At 41.3% G+C, this 25,381-nt stretch carries 30 protein-coding genes; 4 read left to right on the top strand and 26 right to left on the bottom strand.

The features are described from left to right. Nucleotides 1–58: 58 nt before the first annotated feature. From NKR21_RS08085 to NKR21_RS08060, 6 genes are all read right to left on the bottom strand, one after another. The gene (locus NKR21_RS08085; RefSeq protein WP_222117050.1) at nucleotides 59–2,209 is read right to left on the bottom strand and encodes a penicillin-binding protein; all 2,151 of its coding nucleotides are present in this window, start codon (nucleotides 2,207–2,209) and stop codon (nucleotides 59–61) included. Between the two features lie 7 nt (nucleotides 2,210–2,216). Beyond that, nucleotides 2,217–2,564 carry a cell division protein FtsL gene (gene ftsL, locus NKR21_RS08080; RefSeq protein ID WP_012009864.1) on the bottom strand — a complete coding sequence of 116 codons (348 nt, stop codon included), beginning with the start codon at nucleotides 2,562–2,564 and terminating at the stop codon, nucleotides 2,217–2,219. Nucleotides 2,565–2,601: 37 nt separating this feature from the next. Further along, a complete protein-coding gene (gene rsmH, locus NKR21_RS08075) occupies nucleotides 2,602–3,534 on the bottom strand; it encodes a 16S rRNA (cytosine(1402)-N(4))-methyltransferase RsmH (RefSeq protein WP_012009863.1) in 933 nt (310 codons plus the stop codon). A 66-nt stretch (nucleotides 3,535–3,600) separates the two neighbouring features. Next, the gene (gene mraZ, locus NKR21_RS08070; protein WP_003211163.1) at nucleotides 3,601–4,032 is read right to left on the bottom strand and encodes a division/cell wall cluster transcriptional repressor MraZ; all 432 of its coding nucleotides are present in this window, start codon (nucleotides 4,030–4,032) and stop codon (nucleotides 3,601–3,603) included. A 128-nt stretch (nucleotides 4,033–4,160) separates the two neighbouring features. Beyond that, nucleotides 4,161–5,780 carry a bacillithiol biosynthesis cysteine-adding enzyme BshC gene (gene bshC / locus NKR21_RS08065; protein WP_144455953.1) on the bottom strand — a complete coding sequence of 540 codons (1,620 nt, stop codon included), beginning with the start codon at nucleotides 5,778–5,780 and terminating at the stop codon, nucleotides 4,161–4,163. A gap of 64 nt (nucleotides 5,781–5,844) precedes the next feature. Continuing rightward, nucleotides 5,845–6,744, bottom strand: coding sequence for a 2-dehydropantoate 2-reductase (locus tag NKR21_RS08060; RefSeq protein WP_144455951.1), 900 nt, complete (start codon nucleotides 6,742–6,744; stop codon nucleotides 5,845–5,847). A gap of 209 nt (nucleotides 6,745–6,953) precedes the next feature. On the opposite strand from NKR21_RS08060, the gene NKR21_RS08055 reads away from it, so the two are divergent. Beyond that, nucleotides 6,954–7,433 carry an N-acetyltransferase gene (locus NKR21_RS08055; RefSeq protein ID WP_003211702.1) on the top strand — a complete coding sequence of 160 codons (480 nt, stop codon included), beginning with the start codon at nucleotides 6,954–6,956 and terminating at the stop codon, nucleotides 7,431–7,433. A 46-nt stretch (nucleotides 7,434–7,479) separates the two neighbouring features. On the opposite strand, the gene gerR is transcribed toward NKR21_RS08055, so the two are convergent. The 3 genes from gerR to NKR21_RS08040 all read right to left on the bottom strand — a co-directional run bounded on the left by gerR (nucleotide 7,480) and on the right by NKR21_RS08040 (nucleotide 8,871). Next, nucleotides 7,480–8,019: a sporulation-specific transcriptional regulator GerR gene (gene gerR, locus NKR21_RS08050; RefSeq protein ID WP_144456044.1), complete on the bottom strand. Its 540-nt coding sequence runs from the start codon at nucleotides 8,017–8,019 to the stop codon at nucleotides 7,480–7,482. Nucleotides 8,020–8,157: 138 nt separating this feature from the next. Further along, entirely contained in the window at nucleotides 8,158–8,331 is a 174-nt protein-coding gene (rpmF, locus tag NKR21_RS08045; protein ID WP_144455949.1) for a 50S ribosomal protein L32, read from the bottom strand. A gap of 21 nt (nucleotides 8,332–8,352) precedes the next feature. Beyond that, nucleotides 8,353–8,871, bottom strand: coding sequence for a YceD family protein (locus NKR21_RS08040; protein WP_003210956.1), 519 nt, complete (start codon nucleotides 8,869–8,871; stop codon nucleotides 8,353–8,355). Between the two features lie 206 nt (nucleotides 8,872–9,077). Between NKR21_RS08040 and NKR21_RS08035 the strand changes: the two genes are divergently transcribed. Further along, on the top strand, nucleotides 9,078–10,322 hold the full coding sequence (locus NKR21_RS08035; protein ID WP_186299631.1) for a nucleotidyltransferase: 1,245 nt from the start codon (nucleotides 9,078–9,080) through the stop codon (nucleotides 10,320–10,322). A 38-nt stretch (nucleotides 10,323–10,360) separates the two neighbouring features. Here NKR21_RS08035 and NKR21_RS08030 read toward each other — a convergent pair whose 3' ends face one another. Together NKR21_RS08030 and NKR21_RS08025 are read right to left on the bottom strand one after the other, a co-directional pair. Next, nucleotides 10,361–11,389 (bottom strand): SepM family pheromone-processing serine protease, encoded by a 1,029-nt coding sequence (locus NKR21_RS08030; RefSeq protein ID WP_088001568.1) that lies wholly within the window; start codon nucleotides 11,387–11,389, stop codon nucleotides 10,361–10,363. A 4-nt stretch (nucleotides 11,390–11,393) separates the two neighbouring features. After that, nucleotides 11,394–12,173: a patatin-like phospholipase family protein gene (locus NKR21_RS08025; protein WP_012009855.1), complete on the bottom strand. Its 780-nt coding sequence runs from the start codon at nucleotides 12,171–12,173 to the stop codon at nucleotides 11,394–11,396. Nucleotides 12,174–12,331: 158 nt separating this feature from the next. Here NKR21_RS08025 and ylbJ point away from each other — a divergent pair, with 158 nt between their 5' ends. Next, on the top strand, nucleotides 12,332–13,540 hold the full coding sequence (ylbJ, locus tag NKR21_RS08020) for a sporulation integral membrane protein YlbJ (protein WP_144455945.1): 1,209 nt from the start codon (nucleotides 12,332–12,334) through the stop codon (nucleotides 13,538–13,540). A 13-nt stretch (nucleotides 13,541–13,553) separates the two neighbouring features. On the opposite strand, the gene coaD is transcribed toward ylbJ, so the two are convergent. From coaD to NKR21_RS07975, 9 genes are all read right to left on the bottom strand, one after another. After that, nucleotides 13,554–14,036, bottom strand: coding sequence for a pantetheine-phosphate adenylyltransferase (gene coaD / locus NKR21_RS08015; RefSeq protein ID WP_012009853.1), 483 nt, complete (start codon nucleotides 14,034–14,036; stop codon nucleotides 13,554–13,556). A gap of 3 nt (nucleotides 14,037–14,039) precedes the next feature. Continuing rightward, complete coding sequence (gene rsmD / locus NKR21_RS08010) at nucleotides 14,040–14,597, bottom strand: 16S rRNA (guanine(966)-N(2))-methyltransferase RsmD (RefSeq protein ID WP_012009852.1); 558 nt, start codon at nucleotides 14,595–14,597, stop codon at nucleotides 14,040–14,042. A gap of 310 nt (nucleotides 14,598–14,907) precedes the next feature. Continuing rightward, on the bottom strand, nucleotides 14,908–15,180 hold the full coding sequence (locus tag NKR21_RS08005; protein WP_144455943.1) for a YlbG family protein: 273 nt from the start codon (nucleotides 15,178–15,180) through the stop codon (nucleotides 14,908–14,910). Nucleotides 15,181–15,246: 66 nt separating this feature from the next. Next, nucleotides 15,247–15,696 carry a regulatory iron-sulfur-containing complex subunit RicF gene (ricF, locus tag NKR21_RS08000; RefSeq protein ID WP_007499807.1) on the bottom strand — a complete coding sequence of 150 codons (450 nt, stop codon included), beginning with the start codon at nucleotides 15,694–15,696 and terminating at the stop codon, nucleotides 15,247–15,249. A gap of 57 nt (nucleotides 15,697–15,753) precedes the next feature. Then, nucleotides 15,754–16,161, bottom strand: coding sequence for a hypothetical protein (locus NKR21_RS07995; RefSeq protein ID WP_012009851.1), 408 nt, complete (start codon nucleotides 16,159–16,161; stop codon nucleotides 15,754–15,756). Nucleotides 16,162–16,233: 72 nt separating this feature from the next. Continuing rightward, a complete protein-coding gene (locus NKR21_RS07990) occupies nucleotides 16,234–16,482 on the bottom strand; it encodes a YlbE-like family protein (protein WP_012009850.1) in 249 nt (82 codons plus the stop codon). Nucleotides 16,483–16,501: 19 nt separating this feature from the next. Beyond that, on the bottom strand, nucleotides 16,502–16,915 hold the full coding sequence (locus tag NKR21_RS07985) for a YlbD family protein (RefSeq protein WP_012009849.1): 414 nt from the start codon (nucleotides 16,913–16,915) through the stop codon (nucleotides 16,502–16,504). A 109-nt stretch (nucleotides 16,916–17,024) separates the two neighbouring features. Next, nucleotides 17,025–18,068: a CAP domain-containing protein gene (locus tag NKR21_RS07980; protein ID WP_012009848.1), complete on the bottom strand. Its 1,044-nt coding sequence runs from the start codon at nucleotides 18,066–18,068 to the stop codon at nucleotides 17,025–17,027. Nucleotides 18,069–18,192: 124 nt separating this feature from the next. Further along, complete coding sequence (locus NKR21_RS07975; protein WP_012009847.1) at nucleotides 18,193–18,615, bottom strand: CBS domain-containing protein; 423 nt, start codon at nucleotides 18,613–18,615, stop codon at nucleotides 18,193–18,195. Between the two features lie 161 nt (nucleotides 18,616–18,776). Between NKR21_RS07975 and NKR21_RS07970 the strand changes: the two genes are divergently transcribed. Beyond that, the gene (locus NKR21_RS07970) at nucleotides 18,777–19,142 is read left to right on the top strand and encodes a YugN family protein (RefSeq protein ID WP_144455941.1); all 366 of its coding nucleotides are present in this window, start codon (nucleotides 18,777–18,779) and stop codon (nucleotides 19,140–19,142) included. Nucleotides 19,143–19,177: 35 nt separating this feature from the next. Here the strand turns inward: NKR21_RS07970 and ctaG are convergent, their stop codons facing one another. The 6 genes from ctaG to cyoE form a co-directional block, all read right to left on the bottom strand. After that, complete coding sequence (gene ctaG, locus NKR21_RS07965; RefSeq protein WP_144455939.1) at nucleotides 19,178–20,053, bottom strand: cytochrome c oxidase assembly factor CtaG; 876 nt, start codon at nucleotides 20,051–20,053, stop codon at nucleotides 19,178–19,180. A 30-nt stretch (nucleotides 20,054–20,083) separates the two neighbouring features. Beyond that, nucleotides 20,084–20,413, bottom strand: coding sequence for a cytochrome c oxidase subunit IVB (ctaF, locus tag NKR21_RS07960; RefSeq protein WP_003211520.1), 330 nt, complete (start codon nucleotides 20,411–20,413; stop codon nucleotides 20,084–20,086). 2 nt (nucleotides 20,414–20,415) lie between these two features. Continuing rightward, nucleotides 20,416–21,036 (bottom strand): cytochrome c oxidase subunit III, encoded by a 621-nt coding sequence (gene ctaE / locus NKR21_RS07955; RefSeq protein WP_003210862.1) that lies wholly within the window; start codon nucleotides 21,034–21,036, stop codon nucleotides 20,416–20,418. Continuing rightward, complete coding sequence (gene ctaD / locus NKR21_RS07950) at nucleotides 21,036–22,907, bottom strand: cytochrome c oxidase subunit I (protein WP_012009844.1); 1,872 nt, start codon at nucleotides 22,905–22,907, stop codon at nucleotides 21,036–21,038. The genes ctaE and ctaD overlap by 1 nt, the downstream gene beginning before the upstream one ends. A 171-nt stretch (nucleotides 22,908–23,078) precedes the next feature. After that, complete coding sequence (coxB, locus tag NKR21_RS07945) at nucleotides 23,079–24,146, bottom strand: cytochrome c oxidase subunit II (protein WP_003212202.1); 1,068 nt, start codon at nucleotides 24,144–24,146, stop codon at nucleotides 23,079–23,081. Nucleotides 24,147–24,424: 278 nt separating this feature from the next. Continuing rightward, entirely contained in the window at nucleotides 24,425–25,342 is a 918-nt protein-coding gene (gene cyoE, locus NKR21_RS07940) for a heme o synthase (RefSeq protein ID WP_047201764.1), read from the bottom strand. Nucleotides 25,343–25,381 lie beyond the last annotated feature (39 nt).

Below are 25,381 nucleotides of genomic sequence, written 5' to 3'. Positions count from 1 at the left end.
TTGATATTCTGCTGGAGCAACAGAAAAAAACCTAGCAAGTGATTTGCTAGGTTTCAAGTTAATTTGGACTTTTAAATGTCACAGTGACGACTTTGTCTGAAATCTCTGCTCCACTTTTGACACTTTGTTTCACAGCATATCCTTGTCCATTTGTTTCTATATGCACACCGGCAATCGAAGCATATTGAAGGACTTCCCTTCTGGACCAGCCTGTCATATCAGGCATCTTAATGGTTTTACCTGCTGTTTTCAAGAACACTTTCTGGTTTTCAGAGAATTCAGAGCCGGCACTCGGCCACTGGCGTTTAATGGAGAGCCCGTCGCCGATGACAACAGGCGTTAAGTGTTTCTTTTTGGCTTCTGTTTCTGCCTGCTTCACTTCTAAATCCAGGTAAGAAGGCATCGTTTCTTGTTTCACTTTTTCTTCGCCTGATTTCTTATCGTCTGTTTTTGTTGGTGCAATATTTAAATATAGCAAACTATTTTTCATGACAGGGTTAAAGATTTGAGAAACCGGAGCCGACCCCGTTTCTGTTTCAGACAGCTGCGGCTGCTGAACAGCCACATACACAAGTAGCTTCGGATCATCTTTTGGCGCCATTCCCATAAATGAAAAGACATAATCGTTTCGTCCTTGGAGGTAACCGCCGGCACCACCAATTTGCCCCGTTCCTGTTTTCCCAGCAACGTCGAAGCCTTTGATTTGGTAAGGCTGACCTGTTCCAATTTTTGAAGAAACAACCTCACCTAAAATGTCCCGGACTTGCTTCGCTGTATCAGATGAAATTGGTTTTCCTGCTGCTGTTGGTTCGTGCTGCAAAATCGTTTTGTTTGTGTTCGGGTCTGTAATATGGTCAATGACGTATGGCTTCATCATTGTTCCGCCATTTGCTATCGCTGTGGCTGCTTCAATTTGTTGAATCGGTGTGATAGCTGATGCTTGACCATAAGCAGTCGATGCTTTGTCATATTCATATCTATAATTGATTTTGCTAGACGCCTCGTTCGGCAAATCAATCCCCGTTTTGTCATAGAAATGGAACTTTTGCAAATATTGTTCGTATCGTGTGAAGCCTAGTTTTTCTTTTGCGAGCTTTGCAAAGGCCACGTTTGATGAGCGAAGAACCCCTTGATGAAAATCAATTTTGCCCCAGCCATTTCCATTGTTGTGGTCTCTTACAAGTCCGCCGCCTACTTTATAAGTACCAGATTGATATTTATCATTGCCTTGGTAGACCCCTTCTTGGATCGCCGCTGCTAAGGTAAAGATCTTCATCGTTGAACCTGGTTCAAACGCATATGAAATCACATCATTGTTATAATTCGTAATGTCTAGTTCATTTAAATTAAAGCTTGGTCGCTGTCCCATTGCGAGAACCTTTCCAGTTTTCGGATCAACGACTGTAGCAATGATTTTCTTCGGCTTATACTTTTTGGCAACCTGTGTCATACTTTCTTCAAGAAACGCTTGAATTTTCTGATCAATGGTCAGCGTGACATTTTTCCCATCTTTCGGTGCGACAATGTCTTCTTTACTATTCGGCAAGGCCCATCCGCTTCTGTCACTGTTATATGTCACATAGCCGTCTTTTTCTTTTAAATATTTGTTCAGTGCCTTCTCAAGTCCCATTGCACCTGACATGTCCTTTGTCGCCTCATTTAATCTGGCGTAACCGATGAGGTTAGAGGCAAACATGCCGTTTGGATAATAGCGCTTCGTGTCTTTTTCAAAAGCAATACCTGGAAGTTTTAGCTTTTCAATTTTTTCCTTCGTTGAAAAACTAATATCCTTCCCCGCTTTACCAAACTCCACTTGGAATGCATCTTTTGTATTGAGACGCTTTAAAATTTCGCTTTCGCTCATATCGATGACTTTTGAGAGCTCTTTTGCCGTCTTTTCTTTATCGACGACATGCATTGGATGCTTAAGATCCACTGTCATTTTCTTGCTCATGACCGCAATGAGTTTATACACAGATGTATCCTCAGCGATCACATTTCCATTCCGGTCTAAAATAGATCCCCTTTTGGCTTCAAGTGTTTTCTTCGATTGATATTGTTCATTTGCCTTAGCGGCTAATACTTGTCCATCAACCGTTCCAGTAATTTGAATATAGATAAAACGTGCTAGGATGATAAAGAAAAACAGGGCGAAGCAAATACTTGCAATTGCCGCGCCTCTGTTCATCATTTTATTCTTTTTAGGCATCGCCATGTTAATCGACCTTCTTAACATCTTTCGATATGCTTAAGCCTGCTTTTTTTGCAGCTTCGATGATTCTTTCTGGTTCACTCAGCAAGTCTTTTTCCTTTTGTAACTCAGTGATTTTCTTCGATTCTAAAGATACTTGCTGTTCTAGCTTCTGCACTTCGATATTGGCATGATAGACAGCAAAAGCTTTAGAAATGATGAGAATCGAGCTGCACATAAGAGCCATGACAAACATGACAAGTAAGATTTTTTCACCAAGTGTGATAGAACCTCTTCTTTTAATGACAACCGATTGGCCTTGCTGCTCTGTTTGATGTTGCTTCACTTCTCTTTGATAAGCCAAATTACTCATAAGAAACCTCCTTTTTATCATCATCTATGGTGTCGTTTTACTTTTTTTCTGCAATTCGGAGCTTCGCTGAACGGGCACGGTTGTTATGTTCCAGCTCTTGTTCTGATGCAACGATCGGTTTTCTCGTGATCAGCTTCAGCTTTGGTTCAAGTCCTTCTGGAATCACTGGTAGTCCGTGCGGAAGTTCTGGAAGAGAAGACATTTCTCTAAATGTACTTTTACAAATCCGGTCTTCAAGTGAATGGAATGTAATGACAGAAATTCTCCCCTTCGGATTGAGTAACTCTATTGCTTGTTCTAGTGCTTCTTCAAATACTTTCAATTCATCATTTACGGCAATTCGGATCGCTTGAAACACTCTTTTCGCTGGATGTCCGCCAGTTCGTCTTGCAGGTGCCGGAATTCCTTCTTTGATGATGTCGACAAGCTCACCCGTTGTTTCAATTGGCGCTTTTTTTCTTGCTTCTTCAATTTTGCGTGCGATTTGCTTGCTGAACTTTTCTTCCCCATATTTGTAGAAAATCCGAACTAGATCTTCAAATGGCCATTCATTGACCACTTTTTTTGCCGACAATGCGGCTGATTGATCCATTCGCATGTCAAGAGGTGCATCATGATGATAACTAAAGCCTCTCTCTGGTGTGTCGAGCTGAGGAGATGATACCCCAAGATCAAAAATCACACCATCTACGCTTGTAATACCTTGTTCATTCAGACGTTCTTTTAAATATCGGAAGTTGCTTTTTATGAAAAGAATGTTCGCTTTAGAACCCGCGAGCTTCTCTCGTGCATGATCCAGTGCAGCATCGTCTTGGTCAAAACCAATCAATGTACCTTTTTCTGATAATTGAGATAGTAAATATGAGCTATGACCTGCTCCGCCTAGCGTGCAGTCCACATATGTACCGTCTTCTTTTACGTTTAAACCGTCAACTGTTTCTTTTAATAATACTGTCTCATGTTGAAACATGATGTTATGGTCCCACCTTTTTCAAATAGAAATGAATGTGTAGAAAGCTTGCTGCACAAGGGATTATTATATATCAAATCCAATCATGTTTTCAGCAATTTCAGCAAAAGAATCTTCTTGCTCTTCTGTATATTGTTCCCAGATCGACTTACTCCACAACTCAATTCGATTTGAAACGCCGATGACCACACATTCTTTTTCGAGTTTTGCATATTGGAGTAGGTTTGATGCGATGTTAATACGCCCCTGCTTGTCCAGATCGCATTCGACTGCGCCAGAGAAGAAGAACCGGGTAAACGCACGTGCATCTTTTTTCGTTAGCGGTAGTGCTTTGAGTTTCTCTTCGATTAGTTTCCACTCACTCATAGGGTAGCCAAATAAACATTGATCAAGCCCTCTCGTCAGCACAAACTGTTCTCCGAGACCGTCTCTAAATTTAGCAGGGATGATCATGCGCCCTTTTGTATCAATCGTATGTTGGTATTCACCCATGAACATGATAATCAGAGCCCCACTTTCTCACCCTTACTCTCCACTATCCACCACTTCTCTCCACAAAACTTATTCTACACTGTTTCTCCATAAAAAAAAACCCTGAACTAGTCAGGGTTCATTAAAACTTTATTTCAAAGTTTGACAATTTGTTGCTTGTTTTGAAATGAAAATGGCAGATTTTTGAACGTTTTGAAGAATTCTGGACCATATTTGTTTAAAAAGTACATGATGTTCCAAATTCTTTCTTGTGGGGCATCTAGTGGTTTTAAACTATTTTCAATCCGTTCAAAGTCCCGAAGGATATATCCTTCCTTCTCTTCCACACGCTGCGCAACCTTTTGATACACAAATTGAAGCTGGTCTTCAATAAATTTGGCATTTTTATCTAGCAGCTGCTCGAAGTTTGGTTCAATCTCCAGTGCTTCTTGTCTCATCACGCCATGAGCATTAGCCAATTCACGTTTGGCATGTTCAACCGCTTGAACAAAGCTGTCTGGAAGGCTTTGCTGAAAGTGAGCGTCTTTCTTTTCTTTTACTCCATTTGTGAGCACTTCTTCTACCGACAGTTCTCTAACTGGCAGTTTCTTGTCGATGTGTCTTTCAAGAATGGTCACATGCAGTCTCGGAAGAACAGGCGCCATCTTTAATTGAAAATGCTCAAAGATTCCTTTCAGCTCTCCCCAATAGTTAACCTCACCGTGTCCTGCCATAAAAGCAAGTGTCGGGAGAAGGGTTTCCTGCATCAAGGGACGCGTCACCACATTGTTGCTAAATCGCTCTGGGTGCTCCTCAACTTCCTTCAAAAGCTCTTCCTTTGTCCATGTAAGCCCCACTTCTGATATCAAAAACCGGCCGTTCTCTTTTTCAATTAGGAAACGTTCCTCATCATATTCGTAAAACAGATTCGCCTGATTGTCACCGGCTTCAATAATCGGCTGATATCCTGCTCGTTTCATAGCAGCCTGTGATTCATTTAAACGATTAGTAACCTCATCATTTGTCTCGACAATGTGCTTGAATAACGTACGCTCGAGTGGTTTGACACCTAAGTCACCTGAATTAAATAAAAGCAGCCCATCTTCTTCAAAGAGGTCACATACAATCCATTCAAAGAAATCAGTAAACGTTTGTGATTTGCGTAAACATCGAAGAAGCTGTACAAGCAAATCATTGGTATATGCAGATTCTTCATATGTTGAAAATACATCACGGAGCCATATCTCAGTTTTTTCTTGATCAAGCGGGATTCTTTTCGCAGCCGCTTTTTTGACGTTATGTAATGACAGTTTTTGTTTCACTGGCCCTTTTTCGCCAGATGTGTACACAAAATTAATTTCATCTACGTCATGATCCTCACCGGCTACCCAAAAGACCGGAATCACTGGGACGCCAAGTTCTGTTTCTTTTTCTTTTGCAAACTGAATGATGGATATGATTTTATGTATGGTATAAAGCGGTCCTGTTAATAAACCAGCCTGCTGCCCTCCGACCACCATGACACTCCGCTTGTCACGGATCTTTTCAATGTTCTGACGCATCGCTGCCGATTCAAACTTTGTGTGGTATGCACTCATATAATCCGCTAAAGCCTCGCGCGGGAAGCTCATTTCCATGAGATCGTCGTATCTCTTTTTCCATGTGTGCTCAGAATGTATATCATAATCAAAAAAAGTCGTCATCTCTTTTTTTTCTTCTATATAATCACGTATGAATAAATTCTGACTTCGGATGGAAAGTTCAGTCAATTGCATGTTTAGAACTTCCTTTCTTCAATAAATAGTTAGTTTCCCGAAAAAGTATAGCATGTAAATGAGCTCACTCAAAAGATTTTGTTTGCTTTTTTTCCAATACTTCCAAGCTTCGATCAAAGAAAGTGAGATGTGGCACCGCAACACCTTGTGCTTGAGCCTTTTTTAAAAGATAGCCAAGGATAGCTTTTCTTTCGGTTTGGCGGCCTTTTACTATATCTTGAAGCATAGATGATTGATTCTCAGCCGTATTCTCGCAAACAGTATTGACATAAGCCCAGAGTCGCTCTTTTTCAGGTAAGCTCAAGATAGAAACTGCTTCTTCAAATGCACATTTCATCATGTATTCATATGAAGGATTTTGAATTAATGCCCCGTTTCTCACATGCAGTAAAGTCGTAAGCGGATTAATACAGACATTGACAAGCAGTTTTTCCTGCAGCACCTTTTTCCATTCATCCGTATAGACCATCTGAAAATGGAATGATGTCTCATTCAATGCTTTTTTTATATCAGCTGCTGCTTCATGCTGAAATGCCCCCCACTTGATGACACCGATACCTGTATGGTTCACTTCATGATCTGACATCTTCATAGCTCCGTGCTCTACCACACCTATGTATAATGAATGTCCCGTTTCCCAATTCTCCAAATCTAATAAGTGAGCCATTCCGTTCTGTAAAAATAAGATACGATGAGGAGATAATGTCGATAGTTCACTAAGCACATCTTGCAAATGATGATATTTCACTGTCACGATGAGCAAATCAAATTCTCCTGTTATTCCTGTTTGTGCATGAACAAACGCATGGCATGTTTCTCCTTTTACTGTTCGCTCAATACCGAATGCTCGAATCTCTTCTGCCTGTTCGTTTCTTCTTGTAAAGACTGTGACGTCATGATGCTGCGTTAAATAACTAGCACAGAGCAGACCAATCGCACCGCCGCCAATGATTCCAATGTTCAACTGCCGCACATCCCTTTTTCGTTTACTTCCTGATATCAACTATTTTAACAGGTTCATGTCGTGATGCAAAAAGCAGATGACGCGCTACGATTGAATTTTTTAAATTTAAAAACTATAATAATAAGTGTAAAAACTTTTTGAGGCGGATGGGATGAAAACGCCTTCAATGACATCACTGTCGACATTATGTGTGTAAGGGGGAAGATCATATGGCACAAGTAAAACGACTTCTAATTAATTACAAAACTTTAGAGGAATTTAAACAATTTAAGGAATACGGCATACAAGAGTTATCCATGCTTGAAGACCTTGAAAGCAATATGATTGAAAACGATAGCAACTCTCCATTTTATGGGATTTATTTTGGAGATAAGCTAGTGGCACGTATGAGCCTTTATCAAGTGGACGGCTCAACGACAACGTATTTTAACCACAACCATGATTATTTAGAGCTGTGGAAGCTGGAAGTGCTTCCTGGGTATCAGCGCAAAGGGTACGGCGAAGCACTTGTTGAATTCGCTAAATCGTTCGGATTGCCAATTCGGACCAATCCGCGTGTCAAATCTGCCGGTTTTTGGGATAAAATGGGCTTTGAAGCAGTCAAATATGATATGGAGCGCGATAAGGGTGAAAATCCACTCATCTGGGAGCCCGCACATATTCAAAAAAATACAGGTGAATCCGCTTAAAGGCTGATCACAAAACGCCCCTCCTTTCTCTGTGAGGGGCGTCTCTTTATTTAGCATATTCTTTTAAGCTTATATTCTGTTTGACTCTTTCAACGATACTTATGAGTGCCCGGTAATCTTCTTCTGTCATTTTTAATTGCCGCTTTAAGTGTTCATTTTCTTTCGTAAGTGACTTTAATTGATGCTGTGCATCTGCCAGTTCTTCGCGTAAATGAGCAGGTCCATCAGGTTCTTTTTCAAGCTGCTCTAAAAACTGAATCACTTCTCGAAGGGTCAATTCTGCCTCGTTTGAAGATGTCTTCTCTTCTATGGTTAACGCATGTTGTGGTAAACCAGAGGAATGAATCCCTATTTTTTTACGCAATTCTTTCCGCTGTTTTTTTGCCAGTTCTATGCCTGCCTGATATTGTTTTCTCACGTATGAATTCCACCTGAAACCGCATGCTGCCGCGGTTCTTGACAATGCCTTACCAACTTCCTCAAATGCGGAAAGCTGCGTTCCTCCATCTCGAATGTGCCTTAAGACGACTTCTGCTAAAAGTAAATCTTCATCCTGTGTCCATGCGTCCTGCCTTGTAATCGTCAATTGATCATCCCCCCCTGAATCTGAATACCACATCATATGCGCCTACTAGAGTAGATAGACTATTTGCAGGAGAGAATCGTAAAAAATAGACAAATAAAAAAACGCAAGGGAAGATTCCCTCACGTTTTTTATCAAGCATTAGTTGCTTTTTACGTCTTTGCCTTTGTATGTTCCGCAAGATTTGCAGACACGATGAGAAATTTTCATTTCACCGCATTCTGGGCAAGCTACCATACCAGATACTTGTAGTTTGAAATGCGTACGACGCAATCTTTTTTTCATTTTAGAAGTTCTTCTAAAAGGTACAGCCATTATTCCCACCTCCTTAAAGAGTTAAGATTCATTATTTTCTTCTAAGAGCTTCTTCAAGCCTTCCAAACGAGGATCAATTCGGTTTTGATGTGCATCTTCCGAAATGACCGCCCAGTCATTCCCTTCTTGTGGTGCAGCACCTTTTACGTCAGTTTGATCGCAAAAGATTTGCATCGGCACTTCAAGAAGAATTTCTTCCTTGACTAAAGGCGTTAAGTCGATGATGTCGTCTTCTACAATAGAAACGTCTTCATCTTCTATGTCGTCTGTCTTATGAAGTACAAATAGTTCTTTCGTTGAAATCGCAAATGGATAATTTACATCAACAAGCGTTCTCGAACAAGGCAATGTCATTTCACCTGTGATGGTTAAATCAAATGCGACTTGCTTTGATTCGATCACTCCAGTCCCTTTCACCTCTACTGGTGAAATGCGACGTATATCTGAATGAAGGCTAGTAAGTTCATTTAAGTCAACCGTCTCATGAAAATCGAAGCTGTTTTTAGCTTTTTGATGTAACTGATAAACTGTCCATTTCAATTGTATCACCTCTAAGAGCAACAAACATGATTATAGCTTTCATCATGTTATTTGTCAATATTTTTTCTTTACAGTCCTTTGTGATGTCAGAGCGTTGTTTGACATCAGTTCTCGGAATGCCTACACTGAAAAAAATGGGCTTCATTTTTCCCTTATGCTACTGTAGCATAGACCATTTAACCATAGCAAGAAAGGCGGGACATCTATTGAAAGCAACAGGAGTCGTTGTCGAGTATAATCCATTTCATTATGGACATGCCTACCATGTTCGTCAGGCGAAAATACATACCTCCTCAGATGTAGCCATTGCCGTCATGAGCGGTTCCTTCCTCCAGCGTGGTGAGCCTGCCATCGTCTCAAAGTGGGCGCGAACAAAAATGGCACTACAAAACGGTGTAGACATTGTGTGTGAGCTTCCATACATATACGCAGTGCAAAAGGCAGAAACCTTCGCAAACGGTGCTGTGGCGATTCTAGATGCTTTAAAATGCCACTCCCTTTTTTTCGGCAGCGAGGATGGTGACATCAAAGCATTTGAGCGAACGGCTCATGCTTGGCATGAGAAAAAAGAAGAAATTGACCTTTTCACAAAAGAAAAAGTAAGAGAAGGCCTAAGTTATCCAGCAGCATCTGCTGCTGCGTTTCAAAAGGTAATTGACCCTAAGCACTTACTGGATTTGTCTCTGCCCAATAATATTTTAGGTTTCCATTATGTCAAAGCCATCATGGAGAGATCTCCTCACATGCAGCCCTTTACCTCTCAAAGGATTTCATCTGGTTATCATGATGAAGAACTACCTGAAAATCAAAAAATCGCAAGCGCAACAAGTATACGAAAAGCGTTAAAAGATCATGGTACATTTGAAACAGTTGCTGCTTATCTCCCAGAAGCTACGCTCAAGCAATTACATGACTATCATTCTTCATATGGTCTTCTACATACACAAGAAGCCTACTTTAGCTTCTTAAAACATGTTTTTCACACAATGGATACGGCAGAACTAGAAGACATCTATGAAATCGAAGAAGGCATCGAACACCGCATGCAAAAAGCGATTACACATGCATCCTCCTACGAGGAATATCTATCACTTGTGAAAACAAAACGCTATACGTGGACAAGACTGCAGCGAATGAACACACACCTCTTAATGAGGGTGAAGAAGAGTGCCATGCATGAGCTGCTGAAAGAGAAAAAAGCACCTTACATTCGGTTGCTTGGTATGTCAAAGAAAGGGCAGCAATACTTATCTCGTGTGAAAAAAGATTTGGACGTGCCGCTCGTCAGTAAACTGTCTGCCTTTTCACATCCCGCACTTGATCTTGATATACGTGCATCCCGCGTCTTCAGCCTACCCGTTAGTGAGCCAGTGCAAACGAACTTAACGGAAGCGGAATTTAAAACATCACCGATCCGATATGATGAAGAAACTGGTCTCTTCCAGTCTTAGCAAAAAAGAGCAGCCTTTATAAAGGTTGCTCTTTTTGATTAAGATGCTTTCTCTTTTAATTTATTTAAATAGTTCAGAGCATCTTGCATTGTATCTACAGGTACAATTTTCATATCACTTTTAATATCTTTCGCTGTTTTGACAGCATTTCGGTAGTCTGAATTTGGATCACCTTTATCGTTCGGTGCAAAGAATATATCTTTGCCGGCTTTATCTGCCGCCACGACCTTTTGATCGATTCCGCCAATTGGGCCGACCGTTCCATCGGCGTCAATCGTTCCCGTTCCTGCAATCGCATAGCCATGTGTTTCGTCTTCTTTTGTCAGCTGGTTATAAATTTCAAGTGACATCATAAGACCTGCTGATGGGCCGCCGATATTTTCAATATCCACCTTAATAGAAGGTGAAACTTTCACATTTCGGTCTGTAAATAATGATACACCAATTCCAACTCGATTCGGCTCTTCTTTAAATGGTTTTAATGTCACTTTCTCCGTGATATCTTTGCCATTTCGTTCAAGGACAAAACGGACAGGTGTACCTGCTTTTTTGCTGCTGATATACGAAACCATTTTATCAGCAGAATCATACGTCTTGCCATCTACGCTTTTGATTCGGTCGCCCACTTCAATTTTACCGTAGGCAGGCATTCCTTTCATCACATAGCTTGCATATACGCCGTTAAACGTATAATCTACTTTTTTTCCTGCTTTTGTATATGCTGCAATCATCGCATTTTCTTGAGAACTTTTCATCAGCTGAAGCTGCCTTTTCATATAATCTTGATCCGACTCCCCGTCCGCTTTAATATTTTCTTCTGGGACGATTTCGTCATATTTATTCATTTTCGCAAGCAAATACGTATACGGATTAGCTGGACCTACTTTAATTGTCATGAGAGAGAAGCTGCCCTTCTCGCCATATCCGCCGTCTACTTGAATGTGGGGAGCAATCTCGGTTGCATCACCCGGCTTTGTCACGTAATATGGCAGTTTGACAAAGGTTAAGCCACATAATACAAGGATCACGACAAAAAAGCTAAGCCAGCGAATATTTAATTTTTTCATTCGATTAACACTCCCATTTATCAATAACATCTTTTAGCTTACCTGTTAGTTGATCTGCGGCAAGCTCACCTGCTTCAATCATCTCCTGCACCTGTGTAAACGCACTCGAGCTAAATGTTTCAAGCCTCGGCCGGATCATGACATCAGCATGAATGGTTTGATGACGGACCAATTCATTTTGAAGGATGTCCAAACTTTGCATAATTACATCCGATAATCTCGTCGCCTTTTCTGTTTTTTTCACCCTTGATACATCAGAGGCGATAATGAGGTCTGCACCCATATCTTTTAAAACAGATACAGGAATGCGGTCTACAACCGCTCCATCCACTAGCTGTCTGCCGCCCATTTCATGAGGAACAAACACGCCCGGAATACTGATGCTCGCTCTGACTGCTTGTGAGACAGATCCTTTTTTAAACACGACCTTCTCCCCTGTCTCGAGGTCACAGGCAACCACAGCAAGGGGCATTCTTAATTCTTCGAATTTTTTCCCATATGTAAACGTGTGGATCAACTGCAAAATTCGATTTCCTTTTAGAAGACCGATTTTTGGCAGTGTATAGTCAGCATAATACTTTCTTCTGAAGACAAGTGCAAGTTTTTTCATTTTTTCTACGTCTTGTCCTGCCGCATAAAAACTCCCAACAAGTGCGCCAATACTGCTGCCAGCGATCATATCTACCTGAATACCTTGTTTCTCAAGACTAGATAAAACTCCGATATGTGCCATTCCCCTCGCACCTCCAGAGCCTAACGCAAGCCCGATGACTGGTCGCCTCATGAAAATCCACCCTCCTCTTTTCTATGCATATATACGAATCTATTGGTCTAAACATGCCCCTTCTGATCGTATAGTAATAGAAGACAGGCTCGGCTAGTTTCTTTCTTTTTTGATCACGAGCTCGCCAATAGATCATAACGGCAAGGGGCGAAATCTCCATGAAAAAATGGAACACTCTGTTCATCGCTGCTTTTTTTATCTTTTTAACAGCCACTGTGATTACACATCCACAAGCCTCTTTGCAAGCGTCTAAAAATGGACTTGCAATGTGGTGGGAGGTTGTATTTCCATCATTGCTTCCTTTTTTTATTTTGTCCGAGCTATTAATTAGTTTCGGGATTGTCAGATTTGTCGGTGTATTATTAGAACCATTTATGCGCCCTATCTTTCGAGTGCCTGGTGTAGGCGGATTTGTCCTAGCGATGGGAATGGCTTCAGGCTTTCCTTCTGGTGCGAAATTAACCACACGACTCAGGCAGGAAGGACAACTGACACAAATCGAAGCAGAACGCCTCGTTTCCTTTACAAATTCATCGAATCCATTGTTCATTTTCGGTGCGGTGGCTGTTGGTTTTTTTCATCATCCAGCTTTAGGAATTGTTTTGGCGTGCGCACATTACTTAGGGAATCTCGCTGTTGGGGTCACGATGCGGGGATATAAAGCACGGCATGATGCTCATTTGAGAAGCCGAAAGCGATTATTATTCCCACCGTTTCAAGAGGCATTCAGCGCTCTTCATACAGCAAGACTCGCAGAGAAAAGACCGCTCGGCCAAATTTTAAGTGATGCGGTCATGTCATCAGTCCAAACACTCTTTATGATTGGCGGCTTTATTATCTTATTTTCTGTGTTTAGCAAAATGCTATCAGTTGTTCATGTGACGGACCTCTTATCCGTCGGGATCGGATATATGCTGCAAACGATGCACCTTCCGCCAGAATTAGATCTTGCGATGATTGCCGGTTTATTTGAAATCACGTTAGGAAGTCAGCTGACAGGGTCACAGGAAGTTACCCTTCTTGCTAAAACGGTTGTCGTCAGTTTTATATTAGGATTCAGCGGGTTTTCTGTTCAAGCTCAGGTCGCCGGCATTCTAGCGGCAACAGATATACGCTTTAAACCATTCTTCTTCGCTCGTTTGCTCCACGGCATTTATGCAGCTATTTTTGCCTTTTTATTGTTCAAGCCTCTTTATGTCTCTCGATCTGATATGGCTCTCCCAGCGGGTGCCTTTGAAGCAAGCCAGCAGGTCGTCATGTACAGCAGTGTGCTTTGGAATCAGCTTGTGACGGCTGGCCCTTTGATTACGCTATGCAGCTTGATCTTGTATATGGTGCTATACTATCAAAAAGTAAAAAAAGGATGAGTGCACGTTGCACTCATCCTTTAAATTTTTCTATCAACGCTTCTTCTACCTCTTTTGGCACAAGACCTTTAACTGAACCATCATATTTCGCTACTTCTTTAACAATGCTGGAGCTTAAGAAAGAATATTGATTGTTGGTCATCATGAAAAATGTTTCAATGTCATCGTTTAACACTTTATTCATTGATGTCCCTTGCATTTCATATTCAAAGTCTGTCACAGCTCTTAATCCGCGTAAAATGACTTTGGCTTCTTTTTGTTTCGCATAATCAACAAGCAGACCGTGAAAGGATTCAACTTTGATATTTGGCAGATCCTTCGTCGCTTGGCGAATGAGCTCACACCGTTCTTCAACGGTAAATAACGGTTTCTTGGATGAGTTATTTAGTACACATACATACACTTCATCAAAGATCTTTGCACCTCTTTTGATGATATCCAAATGGCCCAATGTGACTGGATCGAAGCTACCCGGACAAACGGCTATGTTCCCCATGCTTTAATTTCCCCGCTTTCTATAGATCGTAATACCAGTCAACCCGTACAATTCCTGTCTTGATATGTAAAGCTGTCCAGCTTCCTCTGGTAGTGTGACGTCCTTATCATGCTCACACACGATCACGCCGTCATCTGTTAATAAGGCATGCTCATCAATCATGTCAAGAAGTGCTTTTAGCTGTTGATCTTTATAAGGCGGATCAAGAAAAATTGCTTGAAAGGATTCCTCTCGTTTCACAACGGCTGCGAGTGCACGCTTTGCCTCGTTTCGAAACACTTCACTTTGATCACTCAGCTCTAATTGATTGAGGTTTCCTTTTATCGTTTGAATCGCCTTCATATCTCGATCAACGAATATGCAATGATCGAATCCTCTAGAAAGCGCTTCAATCCCTAAGCCACCGCTTCCCGCAAATAAATCAAGCGCCCATCCGCCATCAAAATACGGGCCGATCATGTTAAATATCGATTCTTTTACTTTATCTGTCGTCGGTCTTGTTGATTGACCTGGTACCGCTTTAAGTGTGCGGCCTTTTCTCGTTCCAGAGATGACTCTCATTTTTCCACCACTTTTTCTGCTTGCTTCTATTGGTTATTGTGTATGACAAAAAATCCAACATTATCTTACCACAACACACTGCTAGGGACAATGCGCGTACTTTCATTCATTTTCTATGTATAGATCAAGGAAAGCGGGGTCATACTACTTATAACAGCATCTGATGTGGTGCTGTTGCCAACCGCGGAGAAGACTTACGTTTCCCCATAAGTTCTTCCTCCGGTTTCTCCTCTCCCTTTGCCTTCTCCTTAATGAATCATTAAGAATAGAAGGACCCCGCGGGTGATGCCGCGGGGGTTTTTTTGTGTCTTTAAAAGCCCACTTTATAATCATACTCTTTTGCTTTGTCCAATTTGGATTCGTACTCTAATTTAATAAAAGGCTTATATGAAGGCTCAACACGCTTCACAAATGGCAATGAGCTGAGCTTAGCCATATGGCGCTCGAGATCATTCATATCGCAATAGATCACTGCATATTTCATTTCCCTTGAAATATAGTGAACATTTCCAAATTTTCTTAGCGCCTTTGACTGCTTTAACGAATGCAGCCAAACGACCATCCCTTGACGTTTGGTTTCCATCTTTTCACCTGCCGCTTTTTCAATTCTTTTCAGTTATTATGTAAAAGACGAGACATTCAAGTCTCGTCAAGATACTTTACAGCCACAGCTGCCACCAGATCCACAGCCACCGCCGCATGATGATAGACCATCAAAATATGGGTTCCCTGTTGGAACTTTGATATATGCTGATACAGCTTGACCGATTTCAATACTAATCTCATCTAAGATGGATTGAATCGCTGTTTCTGCTTTTTTGAAATCAACCACTGTATCGTGAAGATCTAACTTTCTTTTGACCTCACGCATTTCCTTTGAGATCGTTCTATAGTCCGGATGGTATTTGCCGAACCGCTGCACATCCTCATATTGCTCTTTTACTTTTGTAAAATGGGCAATAATTTGTTGGGCTTCTTCGTCTTGCTGGAGACGCTTAAAGCAGTTGCGGTAATGTTCAGCCTCCTCCGACTGAAGAATCATGGCAGCCAATTGATTTGCTTCCTCTTGGAGCTCCACGGATTCGATTGTCGCATACATAAATGTTGCACCTCCAATTCATAGTTTACCACGAAACCTATGGATCAGAAAATGCTTTTACGTCACAAATACATCCCACGTCTCTCTTTTCTCCCTATATTCTGGATGACGAGAATTGATCACAACGGTCATTTTATGCTTACCTTTTGAAAGATGCTTGACCACAAATGCAGCAGTATACTCATTGCCTGCACGTTTTCCGTCTACATACACTGTAAAATATCCCGCCTTCTCATCCTTTTTTAGTTGCGTCGACTCAAGATGAAAATCTTGAAGTGTACTTTCTATATAAACAGAAGATCCCTGCACTTTGTATTTTAAAAAACCTTGCTGCTTCATTTCACTTTGGACTTGCTGCATCACTGGTACAGCTGGATCTTGCTTCGTGATTTGCTTCTCTTCATGTTGACTTTGACACCCGGTGACAAGAAAAAGCAATGCGCATATTGACAGCATCCATTTCATCATCTGATTCTCCTTTCATCTACTTTTATAGGATGCTCAGGAAATAGACATCTTAATCAACTCAAAAAAGCCTCACCCGGCTCCATTTTGATTGCGCATTGCTTGGAACATTTGAATCATCATTTCAGCCATTTGGACACTGTTACTCAACTGACTCACACGATGAGGAATGGTTTTTTCGTAAAAATTCATTTTATCTAATTCAAAGGACGATAGCTTATCAGGATGTCGAGTCAACTGTCTATACCAGAGAGGACGCTGTCTGATGAATTTGATTCGTTCCTCTTCGGCCATGACAAACTCCTGTACGTCTTTCCGCACCAAAAGCATCCCCTTTCAATTAATCTTTCCTGAAGGAGAATGGGTGCTGACTGCCTCCAGATGAACCTTTCTTTGAGCCATTTGATGAAAATTGTCCGAGTAAGCTTTGTAAAGAGGAAATAGACTGGCTCATTTTGTTGATTTGTTCATTCATTTGATCAGCGTCCATTTTTTTCACAGCAGAAACCATTTTAGACATAAAATCTGCTTTTCCCGATTCACTTGGCTTTGAGGCTTTTTCTTCTTTCACGTCCTCAGATTGCGTTTGCCGGTAAGGAGACCACATCTCATCTTCCTCACCAAACATGACCCAATTCTCGTATACACTTTGCCAACTTTTTTCTTGCGTTTGCACTTCTTGAATTAACTTCGGATGGCGTCTGACGAATTGTTTAAATTCATCAATGGATGTTTGTTTTTGCTTGTTTGTCATATCCTCACCCCCCATACAAATGCCTACTATACTATATACATCAGCAGTTATTTTGGTGAGCCTCTTTTTTGAAACAAAAAAACAGCTGCGATGGTGCAGCTGTTTTCGTTTAAGATGTTTTTTTGATGAAGTTTTGGGTGTAGTATTTTTCTTTCACACCGACGCCAAGATGTGTGTAATCTTTATTTAATAACGCCTTCCTATGACCTTCACTATTGAGCCAGCCTTCTACCGCTGCAGGTCCATCTACATAATTATAGGCAATGTTTTCACCTGCGAGCTGAAATGCCACCTCGCCTCTTTCTAATCGGTCTTTCAGCGTACCGTATTTTTTCGATTCATGGGAGAAATAATGATTCTCTTTCATGTCCTCACTATGCATGAATGCCACTTCAGAGGTTTCATCATCCCAGTTTAAGATCGGCAGTTTATATTTATGACGAATAATATTGGTCATATCAAAAATTTGTTTTTGACTGGACGCTTCGATCTCTTTCCATTTTTCACCTGATATTGCCTCTGGTTCTATCAATTGACCTCGATAGACGACTTCGTATGGCTTTTGTTTCACAAATGTATCTGCGTTAAACGCCCTAATACTAGAAAGGGTGCTTTCAAACTTATCCATGTAAAGCTGAACATATACATCATCGTCCACTTTCACGGTGGGTCTTGTATTCATATCATCTTCTGAGAATTCAAAGCGGTATGAATTTTGTTCATCCTCTACATGAATGTAAGGTGCAATTTGTGTTTTTTTAAATACCTCACTTGTGGCTTGACCGATTTTAAATGGTTCAACATTGAGCCCGTCTCCTGTTGCAAACAATGTCACCACTTTGCTATCCTTTACCCCTACTTGAATATAGTGCTTCTTCGATTGATTGTAGATCCACCAGTCATAATCATATGCGGAAGGATCAATGCGATCTGGTTCTCCCAGCTGTTTAAGCACTTCGTTTGAAGATTTCCCCATAAAGGACATGAGCCCCTTTTTTGGGATGTTGATCGGCTTATCGCTAGATGTTTCTTCATTAGACACCTTCGGTTCATTGCTGTTTTCTTTTTCTGGTGAAGATCCATATTGAATAAACAGAACGTACGTTCCAGATATAATCAGGAGGATGAGGAGTGTTTTGAGCACAGTTTTCAAATAAACACCTCCGTTAAATTGGCAAGGTACAAAAAAAGTACCTTCTACTGTCATTTAAACAAAACTCGCTTCATTTATCAACGACAATACAGCCTATTTAACACGAATTTAAAATATGCCCCTCTTAATGGAGAAATCCTTGTCCATGATCTTGATCCTGTTGAGAGATTTCTGTCAGTGCATCTCCTGCGCGATCATTAGATAAATCTTCAACGGATAAATCTCCAAGAGCGACAATCCCTGTTAATGCACCGTTTTTCACAACAGGAATGCGGCGAAGCTGGTGCTCTGACATCAGCCGAACAATTTCTTCAAGTGTTGCATCTTCTTCTGCTGTCAGTACTTCCTTCGTCATTATCGAGCCTACTTCCTGTGAGTTTGGCTTTTTTTCTGCAATGCCTCTGAGTACAAGGTCACGGTCAGTGACAATGCCAACGAGCTGATCTCCGTTAACCACAGGAATGGCACCAATGTCTGCATCTCTCATTTTGACTGCGGCTTCATACGAATTGTCATCTTGCTGACATGTCACTACTTTTTTTGTCATAATATCTTTGATTTTTTTTGTTTTCACGTTGATTCCTCCATCTGTTATTTTCTTTATTACTGTAACCAGGTTATAAAAGAACATACCTTTCACAGTTGAAAGTTTAACGCTTTCATACTATGATTGTCAGTAAAGGGAATTTTTATAAGGAGGGGTTTTGGGTGAAGTTTGAAGGTACGGGGATTGAAAAGGTAGCAGCTGACTTAAATAAATTAGATTTCATCATGGAAAGTGAAGGATTTGTACGAGCCGATCAATGGGATTATGAGCGTGTGACGTACGACAGAAAGTATAACATGGTAGAGGGAACCTTTTATTTACGGATTTCCGGCTACGCCACCGAAGGAGATGTTGATTCAAAAAGAGCACGCATACAGCTTCTCACACCTTTACTCGGAAAACATTATTATCCGCATGGTGTTGAATACGGCGAAGGCGAAGATTTCCCTAAGTCTCTCATTCAATCAAGCAAAAAAACGCTTGATCAGCTGAAAGAAAAACTAGAAGCAATGACTGCAGAAGCATAAACGAAAGCACAGCCATATGGCTGTGCTTTTTTCATTCATATTTCGGAAATCAGCGCATCTGGTACGGCATCTTTCGCTCTTTCTTTTCTTGCCCAGTCAAAGAAGACAACAGCAAGGATCGAGCCGTACACAATCTCCTGAATAATTTTCATCAAAATCGCGCCTAGCTGCTGGTCTTCTAGCAGCGGCAAGGTATGGAACATTTCAGGACCTGTGAGTGCAAGACCTGCCAGCGTATCACTTGGAACGCATAGATGCAGCGCCTGTATCCATGCACCAGCGTCAGAATAGGTTGCATAGATTGGTGCCTCACTAAACATGATGAGTGCACACGCAGGAGTCATTAATATCCCGTCTGCCATGATATAACCAAGCTTTAAAATGCCTGTAATCTGCGGCTGACTTTGGACTTTATGAACGAGCGGCCACCACATGAAAAAGGCAGCGATAAAAATGACTACTGTCATCAGCGCATGATAAAACGGATCTGTTTTCACAAAGTCAAACACTAGCGGAATATGATACATCGAAAACAAGCCATTAAACCCGAGCAATGCAATTAAAGGCTTGGAAAACAAACGAAACATCTGCTGAATGCCTGGTGTTTGTATGATCCGCTCCCATATAGCCGCAGGCAATCCTGTAATAAGGAGGGGCGGAATGACTAAATAGAGCACCGCCATTTGCGCCATATGTGCACTAAACATAATATGTCCCATTAAATCAATTGGGCTCCCTTTCACGGCGTATAACAGAACAAGCCCCGTCAGAAACAACGTTTTCTCTTTTACCGTCGCACGATGCTTCCCCTTTGTCACAAGAAGCAGATAAAGAGCAGCTGCTATGACAATGCTAGTCAAATAGTAAGGGCTCCATAACGCCCGAAATCCGAATATCTCTAAGTTCTCCATTGCTGCGCCTCCTTCAAGGGCAAAGCGGACTTACCACCAAATAATCGTCAAAAAGGCTAAGACGGTAATAAACGCGACAAACACACCTGAATAAAGAAACAATGCGGGTGTTTCATGCCCTTTTTGGTTCATGTGCATAAAATAATAAAGCTGAAAAGCCACCTGAATCACGGCAAGCAGTAAAATAAATGGTACTGCGAACCAGTTTCCTACGTCTTCAGAAGCGATTGTTAAAAAGGCAACAAAGGTTAATCCAATCATCAAGCCGAAAGAAATGAGCTGATGCTTCATTTCTTCGGCATTTTTCTTTTTACGGTATACAAGATCGACTTTAGACTGATTTGTGTTTTTATTTCCCATTCTTATCCCACCATTCCCATTAAGTATACAACGGTAAAGATGAAGACCCACACAACATCAATGAAGTGCCAATACAGACTTGCTACATAATATTTTGGCGCATTGTATAAATCGAGTCCGCGTCTCATATTTCGAATCATAAGAGCGGTAATCCAGCAAAGTCCGAAGGCAACGTGAGCTCCGTGAGTTCCTACAAGTGTATAGAAGGAGGAACCAAGAGCTGAGCTGGTAATGGTAAAATCATACGCATGCACATAGTGATAGAACTCATAAATCTCCACCCCTAAAAATGAAGCACCTAATAGCACAGTCACGCCAAGCCAAAGCTGCATCTTTTTAAAGGCAAAGTTTTTCATATGATACATTGCATACACACTCGTTAAACTACTCGTCAGTAGAAGCATTGTGGCAATAAAGACAAGTGTGAGATCAAACATATCAGTTGTTTTTGCTCCGCCTGCATTAGAGTTTTTCAGCGCCAAATACGTGGCAAAGAGCGATGCAAACAGAACAGTTTCTCCCCCAAGAAACAACCAGAACCCGACAAACTTATTCTTTCCTTCTAACGTGGCTTTCTCAGGAGAAGCCGGAAAAGTTTCTGCTGTCATTTTTTGTGGTTCCATTATGCTTTCACCCCTTTATCATCGTCATCGGTCAGATCTTCTTTGTGAATATGATACCCATGATCGTCTTTAAGAGAGCGAACCAGCATGGTCGCAAATGTAATACCAAGACCAATAAGAATCACTGGAAGTCCCCAGCTGTGCTCTTGGCGATACATGAAACCAAACGCTGACACAAATAGACCGAATGAGATAATGACAGGTAAAATGGAATTATTCGGCATGTGAATATCATCGAGCGGTTCAGATGCTGTCATTCCTTTTTTACCATCCATTTTTTCAATCCATAATGGATCTAGTCCTCTGACAAGTGGAAGCTGTTTAAAGTTATATTCTGGCGGAGGTGAAGACACTGCCCATTCAAGCGTTCTTCCGTCTCCCCAAGGATCACCCGACACGCGCTCTCCTTTCGCTGTCGTCCAGATGACGTTAATCAGCAGGATGACAACAGCTACAAACATAAACAGCGCCCCAATTGTACTAACCAAGTTCCCAAGGTCTAACCCCTGATTTGGCAGGAACGTAAAGACTCGGCGCGGCATGCCCCAAAGACCGAGGAAATGCTGAATAAAGAAAGTTAAATGAAAACCGACGAAAAACAGCACAAAGCTAATTTTCCCTAGCTTCTCATTCAGTATTTTTCCAAACATCTTCGGCCACCAGTAATGCACACCAGCTAAAATACCGAATACAACCCCGCCGATAATGACGTAGTGGAAATGCGCCACGACAAAGTACGTATCATGGAACTGATAATCTGCTGCAGCGGCTGCAAGCATGACTCCAGTTACCCCGCCAAGTAAAAATGACGGTATAAAAGCAACGGAATACAGCATCGGTGTTGTAAACTTCACATTACCGCCCCATATGGTGAGCAGCCAGTTAAATACTTTAATTCCTGTCGGCACCGCAATTGCCATTGTGGCGACAGCAAAGATCGCATTGGCAATCGGACCAAGTCCTGTTGTAAACATGTGATGCGCCCACACCATGAATCCAAGGAAACCAATCAATACAGTCGCAAACACCATGGACGAATAGCCAAATAGCCTTTTTCTTGCAAACACTGGAATGATTTCAGAAAATATCCCGAATGCTGGCAAAATTAAGATATAAACTTCTGGGTGTCCGAAAATCCAGAACAAATGCTCCCAGATGATTGTGTTACCGCCAAGCTCTGGATTGAAAAAGCTCGTATCAAACATTCTATCAAGCATCAGCATTGCAAGCCCTGCTGTAAGCGGCGGGAATGCGAATAAAATCAGTGCTGAGGCGACAAATGTCGTCCAAGTAAAGAGCGGCATTCTCATATACGTCATACCAGGTGTTCTCATATTAATAATCGTTGCAAGAAAGTTGATCCCGGCAATTAGCGTACCAATACCCGCTATCTGCAACCCTAAAATATAGAAATCCATGCCGTGTCCTTCTGAATTCAGCGTGAGTGAAGCGTATGCAGTCCAACCTGCATCAGGTGCCCCGCCCATAAACCATCCAAGGTTTAAGAAAATTCCCCCGAAAAAGAATAGCCAAAAACCAAGTGAATTCACAAACGGAAATGCTACGTCACGTGCACCAATTTGAATAGGTACAACCGCATTCATTAATGCAAATAAAAGCGGCATCGCTGCAAGGAAAATCATCGTTGTTCCGTGCATCGTCATGACTTCATTGTAAAACCCAGCACTTACAAAATCATTTTCAGGGATGGCTAGCTGAATACGGATTATCATCGCTTCCAGGCCGCCAATTAAAAAGAAAAATCCCCCTGCCACTAAATATAGTACGGCTATTTTTTTGTGGTCAACCGTTGTCAAGTAATCCCATAAGACAGCGCCAAACCCCCGCTTTTTAGCTATTGTACTCACCATGAAATCCCCCTCTTATCTCCCATTTGCCCCTTTTTCATATCGATGTCTATTTTAACTTTACACAGACTGTGTCTGACAGATGGCTATTTCTTGGTTGTAGAGACATATTCGGGAGCTCTTAACAAAAACTTCACATCGATTACATACCCTCTTGCACATTCCTATTAGAAATTACTCGATTTTAAGTCCTTTTAAATACTCATAAAGTGCATCTGCTTCTGAGTCATTTAATTTAGGGTACGTTCCTGTCATTTTATTTCCTGGTTTAAAGCTCTCTGGATCTTTCAGCCATGCTTTCACATTTTCTTTGTTCATGTCTTTAATTCCAGCTACTTTCGTTCGTTCTCCGAAGGTTGCAAGGTTTGGTGCTGTCCTTGCCGCTTCCGGCCGTTCGTCCCCAGGCTCCACCGCGTGACAGCTCAAGCAGTTTTTCTCTTTAAATAATTTTTCACCTTCAAGAGCAAGATCTTTTGTGGATGTAGGCTTCTTGTAATCAGCCATTTTTTTCGTCCATCCTAAAAACTCATCTTGAGAAAGCGTTTTAACTTTAAAGTCCATTAAAGCATGCGATGGACCGCAAAGCTCCGCACATTTCCCGTAGAAATATTCTCCTGCATCTTTCGTTCGTTTTGAATCAAAGGTTAAATAAAACTTGTTTTCATTGTCTGTGTTTGTATCAATTTTACCGCCAGCTGATGGAACCCAGAAAGAGTGTTTCACATCAGATGCTTTCAGCTTAAAGTACACCTTTTGATCTGTCGGTACAATTAATTCTTGACTTGTAACAATCCCATAATCAGGGTATTCGAATTCCCACCAATATAAACTGGCTCTTACATTGACAACAAGTGTCTTTTCAGGATCTCGTTTTTTCTTATCCATAGCGCTTGTATCCCCAAGCTCAAGCGTGTATGCCACAACTGGCACAACGAGAATAATGAGGAGAAGAATCGGAATCGCTGTCCACGTAATTTCTAGGTTACGGTTCCCTTCCACCTGCTTTGGAATCGTATCTTCTCCCACTTTAGAACGTTTGAATTTAATGATGACGTAAAAGAAAATGATCGATACAACAATGACGACAAGAACCATAATAAGTGTACTCAGTACCGTTAGGAAGAATTGTTTATCTGCTACTTCCCCAACTGGTTTGAGTGTTGATAAGTATGGTTCACCACAGCCCGCCAAAACGAGCGTCAATAAGAGAAACAGTGAATAAACACGCCATTTTCTTATCATAATTTGTCCCAACCCCTTTTGCTTGATCTCCTTTGCCTTTCGCTTTTTACCTCTTATTTATAAAATCACTTTTCACCCATCCATAACCCCCGCCTCTTATAAAAGCACTTACATTTCCTCTTTTCATAAAAAAATGATGTTTTTACTCAAAATACCATCTATGTATAAACAGAAAGCCGCCTAAATAGAACTGAATATCAGGCGGCTTTCATAGTTGTTAGAAAATGTTGTGTTATAAGATATAGCCTTGTTTTGATGTGATCAAAGTGTATTTTACTCTAGAATAGTGTAATAATAATCATCGCAACGAAAAAGATGGTTAAGTAATTTAATGAATAAACGAACATAAGCGTTGACCACTTCATGACGTCTTTCATTTTAAAGCCCATGAGGCCAATGACAAGCCATCCAATATTCAGCAATGTGCCAAGTGCGACAATCGGCCATCCTAATCCACCTAAGAAAAATGGAAGTGGGAGAAGACATGCTGTCCAAATGATGATTTGGCGTTTCGTGACTTCAAAGCCATAAACAACTGGCAGCATTGGAATACCTGCCTTACGGTAATCTTCCGTTTTCTTAATTGCAAGTGACAGGAAGTGCGGGATTTGCCAAATGAACATAATCATAAACAAAACCCAAGCCGTTGTGTCGATTGTACCTGTGACAGCTGTCCAGCCGATTAATGGCGGCACTGCACCAGATACACTTCCAATAACGGTATTGATGGTGTAATGACGTTTAGACCACATGGTGTAAAGAACCGCATAAGTAAAGACGCCAATAAATCCAATCACTGCTGATGTTACGGTTGTCATCAGAAGCATGATGAGTCCAAGTACAACAAGCAAAATACCAAATGCATACGCTTGCCCCGGCTGAATCTTACCTGTAACCGTCGGTCTTGTTTTTGTTCTTTCCATTAATATATCAATATCACGGTCAAACGCATTATTAATGGCGCATGAACCGGCAATAATAAGAGAAGAACCAATCATTGTTAACAGCACAATATCTAGATTTCCTAGGAAACTCATCCCTGTAAAATAAAACGCAAGCCACATTCCAGTAAATGTCGTAATGAAGTTGGAATTGACGATGCCCATTTTAATCAGAGCAAGAAAATCTTTCCAAGCTGTTGTTTCTTCTATTTGTCCATGAATAGCTGCTTCCGCGGCTGTTTTGGAATTTGCCAATGTGTATAACCTCCCTTGCCCAAACCTTCAAACGAACGA

Origin of the sequence: Bacillus sp. 1735sda2 (genome assembly GCF_024159245.1) — a bacterium.
Taxonomy (GTDB): domain Bacteria; phylum Bacillota; class Bacilli; order Bacillales; family Bacillaceae; genus Bacillus; species Bacillus pumilus_O.
This window is presented reverse-complemented; position numbering and strand designations above follow the sequence as displayed.

Coding starts and splice junctions, on each gene's coding strand:
- NKR21_RS08085 (WP_222117050.1), bottom strand. CDS start 2,209: ATGCCTAAAAAGAATAAAATGATGAACAGAGGCGCGGCAATTGCAAGT.
- ftsL (WP_012009864.1), bottom strand. CDS start 2,564: ATGAGTAATTTGGCTTATCAAAGAGAAGTGAAGCAACATCAAACAGAG.
- rsmH (WP_012009863.1), bottom strand. CDS start 3,534: ATGTTTCAACATGAGACAGTATTATTAAAAGAAACAGTTGACGGTTTA.
- mraZ (WP_003211163.1), bottom strand. CDS start 4,032: ATGTTCATGGGTGAATACCAACATACGATTGATACAAAAGGGCGCATG.
- bshC (WP_144455953.1), bottom strand. CDS start 5,780: ATGCAATTGACTGAACTTTCCATCCGAAGTCAGAATTTATTCATACGT.
- NKR21_RS08055 (WP_003211702.1), top strand. CDS start 6,954: ATGGCACAAGTAAAACGACTTCTAATTAATTACAAAACTTTAGAGGAA.
- rpmF (WP_144455949.1), bottom strand. CDS start 8,331: ATGGCTGTACCTTTTAGAAGAACTTCTAAAATGAAAAAAAGATTGCGT.
- NKR21_RS08030 (WP_088001568.1), bottom strand. CDS start 11,389: ATGAAAAAATTAAATATTCGCTGGCTTAGCTTTTTTGTCGTGATCCTT.
- NKR21_RS08025 (WP_012009855.1), bottom strand. CDS start 12,173: ATGAGGCGACCAGTCATCGGGCTTGCGTTAGGCTCTGGAGGTGCGAGG.
- ylbJ (WP_144455945.1), top strand. CDS start 12,332: ATGAAAAAATGGAACACTCTGTTCATCGCTGCTTTTTTTATCTTTTTA.
- coaD (WP_012009853.1), bottom strand. CDS start 14,036: ATGGGGAACATAGCCGTTTGTCCGGGTAGCTTCGATCCAGTCACATTG.
- rsmD (WP_012009852.1), bottom strand. CDS start 14,597: ATGAGAGTCATCTCTGGAACGAGAAAAGGCCGCACACTTAAAGCGGTA.
- NKR21_RS08005 (WP_144455943.1), bottom strand. CDS start 15,180: ATGGAAACCAAACGTCAAGGGATGGTCGTTTGGCTGCATTCGTTAAAG.
- ricF (WP_007499807.1), bottom strand. CDS start 15,696: ATGTATGCGACAATCGAATCCGTGGAGCTCCAAGAGGAAGCAAATCAA.
- NKR21_RS07995 (WP_012009851.1), bottom strand. CDS start 16,161: ATGAAATGGATGCTGTCAATATGCGCATTGCTTTTTCTTGTCACCGGG.
- NKR21_RS07985 (WP_012009849.1), bottom strand. CDS start 16,915: ATGACAAACAAGCAAAAACAAACATCCATTGATGAATTTAAACAATTC.
- NKR21_RS07975 (WP_012009847.1), bottom strand. CDS start 18,615: ATGACAAAAAAAGTAGTGACATGTCAGCAAGATGACAATTCGTATGAA.
- ctaG (WP_144455939.1), bottom strand. CDS start 20,053: ATGGAGAACTTAGAGATATTCGGATTTCGGGCGTTATGGAGCCCTTAC.
- ctaF (WP_003211520.1), bottom strand. CDS start 20,413: ATGGGAAATAAAAACACAAATCAGTCTAAAGTCGATCTTGTATACCGT.
- ctaE (WP_003210862.1), bottom strand. CDS start 21,036: ATGGAACCACAAAAAATGACAGCAGAAACTTTTCCGGCTTCTCCTGAG.
- ctaD (WP_012009844.1), bottom strand. CDS start 22,907: ATGGTGAGTACAATAGCTAAAAAGCGGGGGTTTGGCGCTGTCTTATGG.
- coxB (WP_003212202.1), bottom strand. CDS start 24,146: ATGATAAGAAAATGGCGTGTTTATTCACTGTTTCTCTTATTGACGCTC.